The organism is Eggerthella sp. BIOML-A4 (assembly GCF_009875575.1).
Lineage (GTDB): Bacteria > Actinomycetota > Coriobacteriia > Coriobacteriales > Eggerthellaceae > Eggerthella > Eggerthella lenta.
This window is the reverse complement of the sequence record NZ_WWRX01000009.1, coordinates 158,403-173,306: the sequence shown is the minus strand read 5'-3', so window position 1 is coordinate 173,306 and position 14,904 is coordinate 158,403. Positions and strand designations below refer to the sequence as shown.

Genomic DNA, 14,904 nt, shown 5'->3' with positions numbered 1-14,904 from the left:
GGGAGACGCACAAGGAGCGCGCGTGTCAGTCGGCCAGATCGAACAGGGCGCCGTACAGCTCGTTGCCGCAGAGCCAACCGCGCTCGGTGGGCCGCCAGCGGCCGCCTTCGTGCTCGACGAGCCCCTGCCGCTCCAAGTCGGCCAGCACCGTCGTCGCCTCGGGCAGCAACTCCGCGGCGCGGGCGGCGTGCTCGTCGGACACGCCCGCGGTCATGCGCATGCCCAGCATGAGGTCCTCGGCGACCATCTGGCGCGAGTCGAGGTCGTCGGTCACCTGGCCGTCCTTCACCCGCATGCGACGCTGCGCGTTCTGCGTCATCGTGGCGGCCGAACGGCCGAGACCCAGGTAGGGCACGCCCGTCCAGTACGCGATGTTGTGGCGGCATGCAAAGCCGGGGCGGGCGTAGCTGGCCACCTCGTAGCGCTCGAAGCCCTCCGAATCCAGCACGCGCGCGGCGATCTGCATGTGCGCGGCCTCCACGTCGTCGTCGGGCTCCTCCAGCTCGCCCGCCAGCACCGCGGCGTCGAAGGGCGTGTGCGGCTCGACGGTGAGCGGGTACACGCTCACGTGCGTCGCGCCGAGGCGCACGGCCTCGCGCGCGCTCGCCTCGAAGCTCTCCGCGCTCTGGCCGGGGATGCCGCACATGAGATCGACGCTCACGTTCTCGAACCGGGTGCGCGCCGCCTCGATGGCGCGGCGGGCGTCATCGGAGGAATGCGCGCGGCCGAGCGTGCGCAGAACGTCGTCGTCGAAGCTCTGCACGCCGATGGACAGACGGTTCACGCCGAGCGCCCAGATGTCGCGCACCATACGCTCGGTGAGGCTCTCGGGATTCGCCTCCATCGTGCATTCTACCTCGTCGGTGAGGTGCATCGACAGCGACAGCGTGTACAGCAGCATCGACAGGCCCGCCAGCCCCACATGGCTGGGCGTGCCGCCGCCGAGGTACACCGTCTCGACCGCCCCCAGCTCGCCCTCCTTAGCCTTGCGGCGGATCTGAAGGCTGAGATCCTCCACGTACGCTTCGATTTCGGGCGCGCCGGCGGGCACGGCCGCCGTGGCGAAGTCGCAGTAGGCGCACCGCTTCACGCAGAACGGAAGATGCAGGTACAGCGCCTTGTACGGATCGTGCGGCATGGGCGTCCCTCCCCTCACTCGTGGGCGGCGGCATGCTCGCGCGCGCACGCCAGCAGCTCGTCGAACACTTCGTCGAAATCCTCCACGGACACGCAGCCGTTGATCTTGCCGCGCGCGGCGGCGGCGCCGGGAAGGCCCGCCAGGTACCACATGGCGTGCTTGCGCATGCGCACGATGTTCCTGCCTTCACGCGCGCTGAGCAGCCGCGCGTGGCGGCGCGCGAGCGCGATGCGCTCCTCCACGGTTGGCCCGTCAGGCTCCGGCTCACCCGCAAGCGCAGCCTTGGCCTGGGCGAACAGCCAAGGGTTTCCCTCGGCGGCACGCGCGATCATCACGGCGTCGCAGCCGGTGCGCTCCGTGATGGCCACGGCGTCGGCGCCGCTTCTCACGTCGCCGTTGCCCACGACGGGCACGCTCACGGCCTCCTTCACCCGCGCGATAGCCCCCCACTCGGCGCGCCCGCGGTACAGCTGCTCGGCATAGCGCCCGTGCACGGCTATGGCGCAGGCGCCCGCGTCCTCCATCCTCCGAGCGAACTCGGGGGCGGTTTCGTCGCCCTCGGCCCACCCTCGACGGAACTTCACCGTGACGGGGCGGCTCACCGCTGCGCGCACCGCGCGCACGATGGAGGCGGCCAGCGCCGGATCCTTCATGAGCGCCGAGCCGTCGCCCTTCGACACGATCTTTCTGGCCGGACAGCCCATGTTGATGTCGAGGTAGGCCAGCGACTGCCCCATCTCGCGCTCGATCCACGCAGCTTGGGCGGCCATCGTGTCGGGCTCGTGGCCGAACAGCTGCACGGCCACCTGGTCCTCCCCCGGCGCGAGGCGCAGCAGATGCCGCGTCTTCTCGTTCGCGTAGGAAAGACCCTTGGCCGACACCATCTCGGTGTAGGTGAGGTCGGCGCCCTGCTCGCGGCAGAGCGTGCGGAACGCCTCGTCGCTCACGCCCGCCATGGGGGCGAGCAGCAGACGGCGGCTCCGGAAGAACGCGTGCATATCCTCCATGGCGCTACGAAGCCATGATCTCGGCCATGTTGACCAAGACGAACCCCAGCAGCACGACGATGCCCACGACGGCGATCAAACAGCCGCAGCCCAGCGCGAGCTTGGTGCCGCCCGACGTGGCGGCGCGCATCTCGTCCTTCGCGGCCTTCTTCTCGTCGAACGGGTCGTCCAGCCAATCGAAATCGTCTTTGCGTGCCATGCTCTCAACCTATCTGCATCAGTCGTCCACCTTCAGGATGGCCATGAACGCCTCCTGCGGAACTTCCACGTTGCCGATGTTCTTCATGCGCTTCTTGCCGGCCTTCTGCTTTTCCAGCAGCTTGCGCTTGCGGCTGATGTCGCCGCCGTAGCACTTCGCCAGCACGTCCTTGCGCTTCGCCTTCACCGTCTCGCGCGCCAGCACGCGCCCGCCGATGGCTGCCTGGATGGGCACCTCGAACATCTGGCGCGGAATGATCTCCTTGAGTTTCTCCGTCAGCACGCGTCCGCGATCGTACGCCTTGTCCTTGTGCACGATGAACGACAGCGCGTCGATGGGCTTGCCCGAAAGCAGTATGTCCAGCTTCACCAGCTTCGAGGGCTTGTAGTCGTCGAAGTCGTAGTCGAGCGAGGCGTAGCCCTTCGTGTTCGACTTAAGCTTATCGAAATAGTCCATGATAAGCTCCGACAACGGGATCTCCCACAGCATCTCCACCGTCGTGGGAGACAGATAGTTCATGGTGACGAAGGTGCCGCGCCGTGCCGTGGTCAGCTCCATGACCGCGCCCACGTAGTCGGGCGGAATGAGGATCTTCGCCTTGAGATAGGGTTCCTCGATGCGCTCGATCTCGCCGGGGTCGGGCATCTCCTGGGGCGAGTGCAGCGAGATCATCTCGCCGCCCTGGCGGTACACGTGGTACTCCACGCTGGGCGCCGTTGCCAGAAGGTCGAGGCCGAACTCGCGCTCGAGGCGTTCCTTGATGACTTCCATGTGCAGCAGGCCCAAGAAGCCCACGCGGAAGCCGAAGCCCAGCGCGTGCGACTTCTCCGGCTCCCAGGCCAGCGCCGGGTCGTTGAGCGACAGCTTCTCCAGCGCCTCCTTCAGAGGCTCGTACTGGTCGCCGTCGAGGGGGAACAGGCCCGTGTACACCATGGGCTTGGCGTCGCGGTATCCCGGCAGCGGCTCATCCACGCCGCCGCGCACGGCGGTGATGGTATCGCCCACCTTCACCTGGCGCACGTCCTTCAGGCCGGTGACCAGGTAGCCCACCTCGCCCACCGACAGCTCCGGTAGCGGCGTCTCGGCCGGGCGGCGCGCTCCCACCTCTTCCACCAGCACCTCGGTGCCGGTGGCCATCATGAGCACCCTGTCGCCCTTCTTCACGGCGCCGTCCACCACGCGCACGAGCGCCACCACGCCGCGGTACGGATCGAAGTACGAATCGAAGATGAGCGCGCGCAAGGGGGCGTCGGCGTCCCCGACGGGCGCGGGAATGTTGTACACCACGGCCTCCAGCAGATCGTGCACGCCCTCGCCCGTTTTGCCGGACGCGAGCACCGCATCGTCGGCGGGGATGGCCAGGCCCTCCTCGATCTCCTCGCGCACGCGGTCGGGCTCGGCCGCGGGAAGGTCTATCTTGTTGATGAGCGGGATGATGTCGAGGTTCGCGTTCATGGCCATCATGGCGTTGGCCACGGTCTGCGCCTCCACGCCCTGGGTGGCGTCCACCACGAGCACGGCGCCCTCGCACGCGGCGAGGCTTCGGCTCACCTCGTAGGTGAAGTCGACGTGGCCGGGCGTATCGATGAGGTTGAACTGGTAGGTCTGGCCGTCGTCGGCCGTGTAGTCCACGCGCACGGCCTGGCTTTTGATGGTGATGCCGCGCTCGCGCTCGATGTCCATGCTGTCGAGCAGCTGGGCCTGCATGTCGCGGCTGGCCACCGTGCCCGTGAGCTCGAGGACGCGGTCGGACAGCGTCGACTTGCCATGGTCGATGTGCGCGATGATGGAGAAGTTGCGGATGAAGTTCGGATCGGTGGTCATAGCCTGTCTTTCAAATGACGCGCGCTCGCACGCATGCGGGCGCTTCGGGAAAACGGAGCCTATTCTACCCTATTCGCGCGCTGCGGACAGGGTTCGCGCGCTACAGTTCCACGACAGCGGTCGCATCGCTCGCGGAATCGACGCGCACGAGCTTGGCGCGAGCCTTGTCGCCCTCGTCCAGGCACAGCGCCCAGAGGCCGTCCTCCAGCTCCACGACCGCCTCTCCCCCGTCCAAGGCGACGGACGAATCGATCACAGGCACGAAACCCGAGCCGTCCTCGGCAGTGAACACGGGTCGCGCGACGACGGCAACCGCGGCTCCCGATGTCTTGACCTGCACCCGCGACCCGCTCTCAACGGTTTCCGAGGGCACCGTCGCTCCTTCGTAGACGGGCTTCTCGTCGGAATGGCATGAGGAGCAGGCGACGTTCCGGTCGATCACCTGATGCTGGGACGCGCCGGAGCATCCTGCGAGGGTCACAGCGCCCATGAGGGGCAGCGCGGCGGCGGCCAGTACGCGGACGGGCAAGCGAAAGTCGCAACGGTGCATGGAAGGCTCCTTTTCCCAGGTTGATGGAGAAACGTGCGCGATTTTGCATTTGTGCGTGAAAAAGCGCTCAACGTTTGCTATTCTATCGCATTGTGTATCCGGCAAATACGTTCGCGCGATGGTTTCATCGCCGATCTGCAGACGTGGCTGCGCTTCAAGATTCGTACGTGCCGGTGACCGATTGGTCCGCGAAACAGAGAAATCCCGCCTGTTTCACCATGCATCGAGGCTGCCCGCCTGCGCGGGCGCGCCATGGTTCCCCCGAAGGGGATCGCATGCGAGGCTGTCGTCACCGTGCAGTTGCGACTCTCGAGATCGCCAAACGCTCCGCATCGCCGGAAACGCACGGTATCAGACAGGTTTTGCAAATTGGAGGAACATCACCCATGGCGAACATCAAAAGCCAGAAGAAGCGCATCATCACCAACGAGAAGTCCCGCATGCGCAACCGCGCGGTCAAAAGCGAGCTCAAGACCGCGACCCGTCGCATGAAGGACGCCGTCGCCGCCGGCAACGGCGCCGAGGCCTACGCCGCCGCGTGCGCCGCGTGCCGCCTGATGGACAAGGCCGCCTCGAAGGGCGTCATCCACAAGAACCAGGCTGCGAACCGCAAGAGCGGCATCATGGCCCTGGCCAACACGGTTGCCACCGACGCCGATCGCGCCGCCTACGTGAAGCCGGCCAAGAAGGAGCAGAAGACCGGCTCCAAGAAGGCCGAGCGCAAGGCCGCCCGTCTCGCCGAGATGAAGGCCGCTTCCGAAGAGAAGGCCAAGCGCCGCGAGAAGCAGCTCAAGGAAGAGGCCGCCGCTCAGAAGCGCAAGGCCAAGGAAGCCGAAGAGGCCGCCAAGGCCGAGGCTGCCGAAGGCGCCGAGGAAGCTGCCGCCGAATAACGATCCATGCGCATACGGCACTCGCCCTGCGATCCGTCCGCATATCAAGAGCGAAGGAGCCCCGGAAATCCGGGGCTCCTTCGCGTTAGAGGGCTGTTATCCTGAGCGGAAACCGCGGATTGTCCCCGCTGTCATCCCGAGCGAGCGTTCTGCTTGCATTTTTGACGACAACCTGAAACGCTAGCGCCTCGCCGTCACCGCCAGCACCCAGTCCAGGAAAGCGCTCCTGGGATCGGCGCCGCTCTTCATCGCGCGCTCGGTGTCACGCGAAGAGATGATGGCGCGCCGCAGTTCGGCGGCAGTGAAGCCGCGGGCCCAGTTGACATGGTTCTTCACGCGCCAGTCGGGCGCTTTGAGCGCCGCGGCCACGCCGCGGGGATTGCCGCGATCGGCCATCGAGCGCGCGCAGACAAGCTCGCGCAGACGCGTCGTGCACATGGCCAGCAGCGCGTGGGGCGACACGGAATCCATACGACCCAGGTACAGCAGGCACTTGCGCACGTCTCGCGCCGCAAAGGCGTCGACGAACTCCCAAGGCTTCACCTCGGCGGTGCGGCTGACCATGTCGACGATCTCGTGCTCGTTCACCGCGTCGGTGCCGCGATGCGCGAGCGCGATCTTTTTGAGCTCGCTGTCGAGATGCACCGTGTCCTCGCCGACGAGGTCGACGAGCTTGACGGCTGCGCCCTCGGTGAGCGTGACGCCGTGGGTCACGGCCATCGAGCGCACCGTTCGGGGCAGCTCGTAGCGCTTGAGCGGTGCGCAATCGATAACCGCCGTCTTGCCGCAGGCGGCCACGGCCTTGTACAGGCGCGTGTTCTTCGCCAGCTTCTCGGCGACGAGCGCGAGCACCGTGGAGCCGTTCGGCGAACCGAGATAGCTCACGAGCTGTTCGGCATCGGCTTTCTTCAGCTTGTCGACCGCGCGCACCTCTACGAGACGCACGGGGCTCGCGAACGGCACGGTGTTGCAGGCCGTGACGATGTCTCCGCCCTGCGCCGTCTCGCCGTCGAACTCGTCGGCGTTGAACGACAGATCGCCCATCGAGGACAGGCGCGCGCGTAGGCGCTTCATCACGGTGTCGCGCTTGAGCGCGTCCTCGCCTACGATAAGGTAGACGGGCAGCAGCGGAGCTTCTTGTTTCTTTTGAGTAGCCATGCCGTTCATTCTAACGCAGGGTATCCACCTCGATCCGGTCGGCGGTCAATTTGCACGAAACATCTCCCTGCTCGTCGGTGCGGAAGACGCGTGCGCCCGCGGCCTCGAGCCGATCGAGCGTGTCCTGCGCCGGATGGCCGTAGCGGTTGCGCGCCCCTGCGCTGACCAACGCGATGCGAGGAGAAAGGACGGCGGCCTCCTCGTCGTCGAGGGCGTTCTTGGATCCGTGATGGCCCACCTTGTAGAGGTCGACGGAGTCCACAAGCCCTTCGTCGATGAGCGCGCGCAGCTGGTCGCGCTCGGCGTCTCCCGTGAAAAGCGCACGCCACTCGGATGCGCCGTCGCCGTCGATGTCCGCATCGGCGACAAGGCACAGGCTGTCGGCGTTGCCCCCTTCGTCGGAGAACCGCTCGGGCCACACTGTCTGCAAGTCGAAGGAGCCCACCTGAAGCGCATCTCCCTGCCGAAGCCCGACGACTCCCCCGTCGCCCGCGAGCTTGCGCGCGTCGGCGACGAGCGAGACGCACGCTTCGCAGCCGCACGAGAGCGCGTCCTGGGCGACGAGCACGCGTCGCACGTCCACGACGCCCGCAAGCGAGGCGAGCGATCCTTTATGGTCGTCGTCGCCGTGGGTGATCACCACCGCGTCGAGGCGGTACGCTCCATGCCGTGCGAGCGCCTCGCGCAGCATCCTGTCCTGGTTGCCGGTGTCGATCAGGACGGCCGTCCCCCGGCTCCGCACCAGGAACGCGTCGCCCTGCCCCACGTCCAGCATGACGATCTCGTCGCCCGAAAGGCGCGGGGCGACGACGACCGTCCCGATCATGACGCACGCCGCCGCCGCGACCAGACCGAACGCGCGACGACGGCTCGGACGCGGCCACGCCAGCCACAGCGCCGCCGCGCATGCCGCCGACGCCAGAAGCGCCCCGGCGAGGGGCACGCTCGCAGGCAGGCTCGCGTAGGGGACGCTCGCGAGCGCGCGCACGACGGCAGTGAGGGCGCCTGTGCCCATCGACGCGAATCCGATCAACGCCGGCGCGACGGCAGGAACGGCCAAGGATGCCAGCACCGCCGCGAACCCGCCGGCGCAGACTACGGGAAACAGCGGCGCGGCCGCTACGTTGGCCAGCGGCGCCACAACCGGCACCTGCGAGAACAGCGATGCGGCGAGCGGCGCGGCCGCAAGGCTCGAAGCGGCGGTAAGCGAGAGCGCCTCGCGCGCCAGGCGCGGAGCGCGCTGGAAGCACTGCGCGATCCACGCCTGGAAAAGCCCTGCGAACAGTACGATGCCGAGCGTCGAGAGCGCCGACAGCGCGAACGAGACCGCCAGCGCCGTGCGCGGATCGAGCGCGATGCAGCCGATCATGCATACGGCCAGCGCGCTGAGCGCCGCCGGCCGCCGCCGCGCCGTGAACGCGAACATGCCGGCGAACGCCATGACGGCCGCGCGCACGGCCGACGAGGGCGCGGCCGCCAGCACGAGGAAGCCCAGCAGAAACGACGCCTGCAGGACGGCTCCGGCGCGCCGGGGAACGCGCAGCGCACGCAAGAGCGCGGCTGCGCAGCCGGCGACGATGGACAGGTGCGCCCCCGACACCGCCACGAGATGCGCAAGCCCGCTGGTCTGGTAGGCGGCGTACGCGTCACCTACCTCGAGGGCGCCGCGCCATCCGCACACGAGCGCGGCGAGCACCGCGGCCCCGTCGTCGGTCCCCTCATCGGCGATCAGGTCGATCGCGCGATTGCGAAGCCCTGTCAAGATACCGAGGGCGTCGGCACGCTCGCAGCTCACGACTCGGCGCGCCGTGCCTTCGAGCACCGCGCCCTGCCGCCAGCAGTATGCCGCCGACGACCCGCCCGGCGCGGAGAGCGTCGCGTCGGCCTCCAGCACGTCGCCGTAACGCGGAGGGTCCTCGCCTTCCTCGAACCTAAGCCGCACCGTAACGGCTCCGATGTCGGGAAGGTTCGCGCGCGCGAAGCACGTTGCGCCATAAGGGCCCTGCGAACCGTCGGCTGCGACTTCGAATCGCCAGCGTCCCGAAAGGCCGTCGCCTTGCAGCTGCGCCTCGTGCTGCGCGGCCGCGCACCCGCCTGCGAGCGCGATGCCGAGCGCGGCTCCCAGCAGCGCGGCCCACGCGATCGGCACCGGCAGCCGCCATAGCGCGAAAGCGCATGCGACGCTCGCGACGATGCCGGCCGCGCCGACGGCGAGGCATGCGCCGGCATCCCAGGATCCGGATGCGGCCAGCACCGCCGCGCACGATGCCCACAGCGAAAGCGCGCAGGCCAGCACAGGCGGCAGCGCCGGGCGCGGAGGAAGCGCGACCGGTTTGCCCCGCGCAGCGCCCCTCATCCCACGCATACGAGATCGGCCAGATCGGCGAACTTCTTGTCCCCGATGCCGGACACGCGCTTGAGATCCTCCACCGTGCGGAAGGGGCCGTTCGCCTCACGGTCGGCCACGATCTTCTCCGCCGTGGACGGCCCCACGCCAGGCAGCGCATCGAGCTCGGCCGCCGTCGCCCGATTGAGGTCGATCTTGCCGCCCGTCGGCGAAGCAGCCGCCCTGGAGCCCGCATCGCCGCCGTCCACGGCCGCGCCCGGCTCCAAGACAGCCTCCTCCTGCGACGGCACGACGATCTGCTCGCCGTCCGCGAGCACGCGTGCCAGGTTGAGCGCGTCGCGGGCGGCTCCGTCGGCGAACCCTCCGGCCGCGTCCACCGCGTCCTGCACCCGCGCGCCCTCCGCCAGCTCTCGCACCCCCGGTTCGACCACGGCGCCTCCCACGTGCACGAAGACGGTTCGCGCCTCCACGGAAGCGGCGCCGTCCTCGTCGGTACCGTCGGAAGTCGCCGCGCCGTCGTCGCGAGAGAGCGAGAAGCCGTCCGACGTTCCGGCCTTGACCAGCGCTCCTCCCGCCGCGATGAGCACGATGGCCGCGAGCGCCGTCACGCCCACGAGCACCGGCAGGCGCACGCCGGTCAGGTGCGCCTTCGCCCGCCACGACTCCGCCCGCTCTGCAAACCCCATGCCGCCCCCTCGCCCGTCGCCGATTCCTCTCCTTCCATGATAGCGACCCCGACTCACGCGCCGATGGCGCAGATCCAGCGAAACGCGCCGCGTTTTCCAGCGCACCTTCCACGCGTTTCCAACGCCGATTCCACGCGCCGTCGATGCCGATCCAGCGCGGTTTCCACCTGCCGCGCCAACGAATCCCACGCGCATATCACGCGCGAGGAGTACCCCGCTTCTCGTCAGCTCGAATACAAGCTGCGCTGGGCCCGTCATCCTGATCGGGGCACCGCAGGTCGTCATCCTGAGCAGAGCGCGCAGCGCGGAGTCGAAGGATTCCGTGCGGTGCCAGCCGCGGCGCTTCCAGCTGATGCCGCACGGGATCCTTCGACTCCGCGCTGCGCGGGGCCTCCCTGGGCTCGCTTCGCGTGCTCGGGAGTTCGACAGTCCGCTGGACTGTCGAATGCTCGCGCTCGCTCAGGATGACAGGGCGAGAGCTGCGTTCGCTCGGGACGACGAAACGGGGCAAGAGAAAGCGGCGCCCCCGAGGTATTTCCCGGGGACGCCGCTTTTGCGAGCTTCTGCAACCGGCCGCGCTCAGGAAGCGCGTTTCTTCTTCGGCTTGTAGGCGGGGCAGGCGTAGTCGCGAACCTCTGCGGCGTCGGCGATCTCGGGTACCCAGCGCTCGATGGGCAGCGCGGCCTCGGCTTCCAACACCACGGGCAGCTTCGCATGCGTCTCCGGACTGCGCGGCATGAACAGCGTGCAGCAGTCGGGCGCATCCTGCGACGAGATCTCGAACGAGCCCAAACGCTCGGCTTCGGCGATGATCTCCAGCTTGTCGGTGCCGATGAGCGGACGAAAGACGGGCAGGTCAACCGCCGCGTCAGTGCAGCGGATGTTGTCGAGCGTCTGCGAGGCAACCTGACCCAGGCTCTCTCCCGTCACCAGCGCTCCCGCGCGCTCGCGGCGTGCGATCTCCTCAGCCACCTTGAACATGAGACGACGGTACATGATGACGCGCAGCTCGGGCGGCACGGTCAGCGCGATCTCGCGCTGGTAGTCGCCGAACGGCACCGCGTACACGCGAGCGATGCAGCCCGTGCGCTCCAGCACCTGCGCGATGTCGTCCACGAGGTACTCGCTGGCATCGGATGTTTGAGGTCGTCCGGAGAAGTGCACGCCTATGCACACCGCGCCGCGCCGCGCGAGCTTCCACGTCGCCACCGGCGAGTCGATGCCCGACGACAGCAGGCTCACGACCAGGCCCGAACTGCCCACCGGCAGCCCTCCCACGCCCGGCAGCGAGCGCGCGTACACGTACGCCGCGTTCTGCACCACCTCGACGCCCACCGTAACGTCGGGCTTCTTCATCTTAACGGACTTCTCGGGGTGCGCGGCGCACAGCGCCGAGCCGATGATCTGGTTCATGTCCATCGAACCCGTGACGAAATCGGTGTGGTTGCGCCGCGCCGCCACCTTGAACGTGTCGAACTCGCCCGCCTCGGCCATCGCCGCGAGCGCCGCCTCCGTCATCTCGTCGAGGTCGCGCTCGCACTTGAAACCGCACGACACGCGCGCTACGCCCGGCACCTTGCCGATGACGTCGGCCGCCTCCTTCGCGGTGGTCCAATCGGTGCCCTCACGCAAGAACACGCACAAACGGCCCGCGATGCGATGGATAACGACCACGGGGAAAGGCTTCAGCAGCGCTTCGAGGTTCTTGAGCAACCTCATCTCGAACGTCGATCGATTGTGCCCCTTGAGCCCGATCTCGTGGTAATGGACCAAGCAGATGCGTTGGAATTCAGTCATGGATATCCTTCGATGCAGAGAGATCGCGCGTAGCGCGAAACGAACACGCAGGTTGGCGCAGCACGTCAGCGAGAAGCCCCGAGGCGCCTTGCAATGCCGCGAAAGCCCGAGGAAGCGTACTTCCGTACGCGACGAGGGCTTGGAGCGGCAAGGCGCGGTGCCTCGGGGCTTCGCAGCGTCGAGCAGTTCCGTCGGCCGTAGGCCGACGGAATCTCTTAGTGGTAGTTGACGTCGATGGAGTTGGGATCGTACGACACTTCGCCGCGGGCGATTTCGTTGAAAGCCAGCGACAGCGGCTTCTTGTCGGCCGCGCGCGCGATCTCGACCGCCGTCTGCAGCTGGATGGCGCGGTCGCGCTGGCCGCGCATCATGTCGTTGATGTCGTGCGCGCGCTTGGAAGCGAGCGCGCACAGCAGGAAACGATCGTTGTCGGTCTCGTTCAACAGGACGTCGATCTTCGGTTCGATAATGCTCATATGCGTGTTAACCTCGTATTTTCTCGGCTTGTTCGTTGACGTAGCCCGCTAATGCGCGGACAGCTTCGTCCAAATCGTCGTTTACCAGCCGTATATCATACTCCATTTTACGGGAAAGCTCCACCCGCGCCGTCTCCATCCGCGTGGCGATGGCCTCCTCCGTCTCTGTTCCGCGGCCGCGAAGGCGCGCTTCCAGCACGTCAAGCGACGGCGGCTCGATGAAGACGAGATGCGCCGAAGGGAACTTGTCGCGCACCTGGAATCCTCCCTGAACGTCGATTTCCAGGATAACCTGATCGCCGCACGCGATGTGCTCCTCGACGGTAGCGCGGGGCGTGCCGTAGCAGTTGCCGCCGTACGTCGCCCATTCCAGCAGGCCGTCCTCGTCGACGAGCTCCTGGAATTCCTCAGGGGACGCGAAGCGGTAGTGGACGCCATCCACTTCTCCCTCGCGCGGCTTGCGCGTGGTAACCGACATGGACACCCAAGCATCGGGGATCTCGCGCAAAAGACGGGCCACCAGCGTGCCCTTGCCAGCACCCGATGGCCCCGAGATGACGAACAGATTGCCGTGGCGCATAGGTGCGGTTAGCCCAAGCGCTCCAGCAGGGCGGTCTGCTGACGCTCGCCCAGACCGCGCAGACGGCGGCTCTCGGCAATCTGGAGCTCCTTCATGATCTTCTCAGCCTTGGCCTTGCCGTAGCCGGGAAGCGTCTCGATGAGGGTGGAAACCTTCATACGGCCCACGACCGGATCGTTCTTCATTTCAAGAACCTTCTCGAGCGTGAGCTTGCCGGACTTCAGGTCATCGCGAACCTCGGCGCGCTTGATGCGAGCCGCCTTCGCCTTTTCCAAAGCCGCCTGACGCTCTTCAGGGCTGAGTTGAGGAATAGCCATCGTGTTATCTCCTTCTGTTCCAAAACGATTCCGTGATACTATCACGCATTCGCCCACTTCACCTTGTCTTTTCCTACAAATCCTAAAAATTTCAGTGCGTGGTCACACATTCTAGAAGCAGTTGGCTCCTTTGTCGACCATTCGTCGCCCAACCGTCATTTTCCCAGACCGCACGCAAGTTCGACGGGGCGCCTACAGCTCGGCCGCGATGGACTCGAATGCAGCCGCCGGATCGGCCGCCTGCGTGATGGGACGCCCGATGACGATGTGCGACGCACCGTTGGCGAACGCCTGGGCAGGCGTGGCCACGCGGCTCTGATCGCCGCGATCGCTGCCCGCAGGGCGCACGCCCGGCGTGACGATGTAGGCGTCCGGACCCAGGATCTCGCGCAGACGCGCAGCCTCCTTCGGAGACGCCACCACGCCGGAGATGCCGGCGCGCTTGGCCTGCTCGGCCAGCACGACCACCTGGTCGGCCATGGCGCGGCTTACGCCCGTTTCGGCCAGAGCCGCATCGTTCATGCTGGTGAGAACCGTAATTCCCAGCGTCGCCGGCGCATCGTGACCGTACTCGGACGCTGCGCGCTCGGCGCCCTTCTGCGCCGCAGCCATCATGTCGACGCCGCCCACCGTGTGCATGGTCAGCATATCGGCCCCGCTGCCGGCCGCGGCGTACGCGGCGCCCTCCACCTGGTGCGGAATGTCGTGGAACTTGAGGTCGAGGAACACCTTGAAGCCGCGCTCCTTGAGCGCGTACACGATGGCCGGGCCGTTCGCGTAGAACAGCGTCATTCCCACCTTCATCCACGTCGCCTTGCCCTGCAGCTGGTCCGCGAGGTCGAAGGCCTCTTCGATGCCGCAGTCGAGCGCCACGATCACGCGATCGCGCGCGGGAACCTCTTCGAACGAACTCACCATTCCAAAGCTCCTATCAGTTGCTGCACGTCTTCGATGCCGTGCCTTTCGCAATACTGCGCCATTCCGTCGATGATTTCAACCGTGGCGTGCGGATTCACGAAATTCGCGGTGCCGACGGCCACCGCCGTGGCCCCGGCCAGCATGAACTCCACCGCGTCGGTCGCGCACGAGATGCCGCCCATGCCGAGCAGCGGCACGTCGACGGCCTGGTGAACCTCCCACACCATGCGCAGCGCCACAGGCTTGACGGCCGGGCCCGACAGTCCGCCCACGCCGCGCGCGAGCTGCGGTCGGCGGCGCTCCGCATCGATGGCCATGCCCAGAAGCGTGTTGATGAGCGACAGCGCGTCGGCGCCGGCCGACACTGCGGCGCGCGCGATCTCGGTCACGTCGGTGACGTTCGGCGTGAGTTTCACGATGAGCGGGCGCTTCGTGGCGGCGCGGCACCGGGACACGACCGCCTCGACGCTGTCCGTGCACGTGCCGATGGTCATGCCGCCCGCGTCCACGTTCGGGCACGAGATGTTCACCTCGTACGCGTCCACCGGCGCGTCTTCCAACGCCTCGATCACCTGCACGTACTCGTCGAAACTGTGGCCTGACACGTTCACGATGACCGTCGCGCCGCGCTCGGCCAGCCACGGCAGATCGCATTCCTTCAAGTGCGCCACGCCGGGGTTCTGAAGCCCGATGGAGTTGAGCATGCCCGAAGGCGTCTCGGCGATGCGGGGGCTGGCGTTGCCCGCCCAGCCGTTGAGCGACACGCCCTTCGTCGTGACGGCCCCCAACGCGGCGACGTCCACGAAGTCGCCGTACTCGCGCCCGGCGGCGAACGTGCCCGACGCCACCGTCACGGGGTTCTTCATCTCCAACCCGCCCAGATTCACACGCATGTTCACCGAAGTCGGAACAGGGCGGCGGGGACACCCCTCCACCAAGCGAGTTCCGCAGCGAATCGAACAGTCCTGCGGACTGTTCGACCGAGCGAGGACTGTCCGAGCGACTGGAGGGGTGTCC

General features: G+C 67.3%; 15 protein-coding genes. 1 reads left to right on the top strand and 14 read right to left on the bottom strand.

The window, feature by feature from the left end; translation table 11 throughout:
• Positions 1–25 precede the first annotated feature (25 nt).
• The 5 genes from hemW to GT613_RS11015 form a co-directional block, all read right to left on the bottom strand.
• Positions 26–1,138 (bottom strand): radical SAM family heme chaperone HemW, encoded by a 1,113-nt coding sequence (hemW, locus tag GT613_RS11035; protein WP_009608643.1) that lies wholly within the window; start codon positions 1,136–1,138, stop codon positions 26–28.
• Between the two features lie 14 nt (positions 1,139–1,152).
• Positions 1,153–2,145, bottom strand: a complete 993-nt coding sequence (gene dusB / locus GT613_RS11030) for a tRNA dihydrouridine synthase DusB (RefSeq protein WP_009608682.1) — start codon at positions 2,143–2,145, stop codon at positions 1,153–1,155.
• Positions 2,146–2,149: 4 nt separating this feature from the next.
• Entirely contained in the window at positions 2,150–2,344 is a 195-nt protein-coding gene (locus GT613_RS11025; RefSeq protein ID WP_009307065.1) for a hypothetical protein, read from the bottom strand.
• Between the two features lie 18 nt (positions 2,345–2,362).
• Complete coding sequence (gene lepA / locus GT613_RS11020) at positions 2,363–4,168, bottom strand: translation elongation factor 4 (protein ID WP_009608598.1); 1,806 nt, start codon at positions 4,166–4,168, stop codon at positions 2,363–2,365.
• Between the two features lie 100 nt (positions 4,169–4,268).
• On the bottom strand, positions 4,269–4,718 hold the full coding sequence (locus GT613_RS11015) for a hypothetical protein (protein ID WP_009608653.1): 450 nt from the start codon (positions 4,716–4,718) through the stop codon (positions 4,269–4,271).
• 386 nt (positions 4,719–5,104) lie between these two features.
• On the opposite strand from GT613_RS11015, the gene rpsT reads away from it, so the two are divergent.
• The gene (rpsT, locus tag GT613_RS15665; RefSeq protein WP_009608657.1) at positions 5,105–5,608 is read left to right on the top strand and encodes a 30S ribosomal protein S20; all 504 of its coding nucleotides are present in this window, start codon (positions 5,105–5,107) and stop codon (positions 5,606–5,608) included.
• A gap of 180 nt (positions 5,609–5,788) precedes the next feature.
• Here rpsT and holA read toward each other — a convergent pair whose 3' ends face one another.
• The 9 genes from holA to GT613_RS10965 all read right to left on the bottom strand — a co-directional run bounded on the left by holA (position 5,789) and on the right by GT613_RS10965 (position 14,780).
• Positions 5,789–6,766, bottom strand: a complete 978-nt coding sequence (gene holA, locus GT613_RS11005) for a DNA polymerase III subunit delta (protein WP_009608688.1) — start codon at positions 6,764–6,766, stop codon at positions 5,789–5,791.
• 10 nt (positions 6,767–6,776) lie between these two features.
• Positions 6,777–9,131, bottom strand: a complete 2,355-nt coding sequence (locus tag GT613_RS11000; RefSeq protein ID WP_226843993.1) for a DNA internalization-related competence protein ComEC/Rec2 — start codon at positions 9,129–9,131, stop codon at positions 6,777–6,779.
• Entirely contained in the window at positions 9,119–9,799 is a 681-nt protein-coding gene (locus GT613_RS10995; protein WP_009608698.1) for a ComEA family DNA-binding protein, read from the bottom strand. The genes GT613_RS11000 and GT613_RS10995 overlap by 13 nt, the downstream gene beginning before the upstream one ends.
• 579 nt (positions 9,800–10,378) lie before the next feature.
• Complete coding sequence (gene thiI / locus GT613_RS10990; protein WP_009608629.1) at positions 10,379–11,596, bottom strand: tRNA uracil 4-sulfurtransferase ThiI; 1,218 nt, start codon at positions 11,594–11,596, stop codon at positions 10,379–10,381.
• A 215-nt stretch (positions 11,597–11,811) separates the two neighbouring features.
• Positions 11,812–12,072 carry a DNA-directed RNA polymerase subunit omega gene (locus tag GT613_RS10985; protein ID WP_009307074.1) on the bottom strand — a complete coding sequence of 87 codons (261 nt, stop codon included), beginning with the start codon at positions 12,070–12,072 and terminating at the stop codon, positions 11,812–11,814.
• Between the two features lie 7 nt (positions 12,073–12,079).
• The gene (gene gmk / locus GT613_RS10980) at positions 12,080–12,652 is read right to left on the bottom strand and encodes a guanylate kinase (protein ID WP_009608702.1); all 573 of its coding nucleotides are present in this window, start codon (positions 12,650–12,652) and stop codon (positions 12,080–12,082) included.
• 8 nt (positions 12,653–12,660) lie between these two features.
• Positions 12,661–12,969, bottom strand: a complete 309-nt coding sequence (mihF, locus tag GT613_RS10975) for an integration host factor, actinobacterial type (protein ID WP_009307076.1) — start codon at positions 12,967–12,969, stop codon at positions 12,661–12,663.
• A gap of 192 nt (positions 12,970–13,161) precedes the next feature.
• Positions 13,162–13,887: an orotidine-5'-phosphate decarboxylase gene (gene pyrF / locus GT613_RS10970; protein ID WP_009307077.1), complete on the bottom strand. Its 726-nt coding sequence runs from the start codon at positions 13,885–13,887 to the stop codon at positions 13,162–13,164.
• Entirely contained in the window at positions 13,881–14,780 is a 900-nt protein-coding gene (locus GT613_RS10965; protein WP_192935139.1) for a dihydroorotate dehydrogenase, read from the bottom strand. Before GT613_RS10965 ends, pyrF begins: the two co-directional genes overlap by 7 nt.
• Positions 14,781–14,904 lie beyond the last annotated feature (124 nt).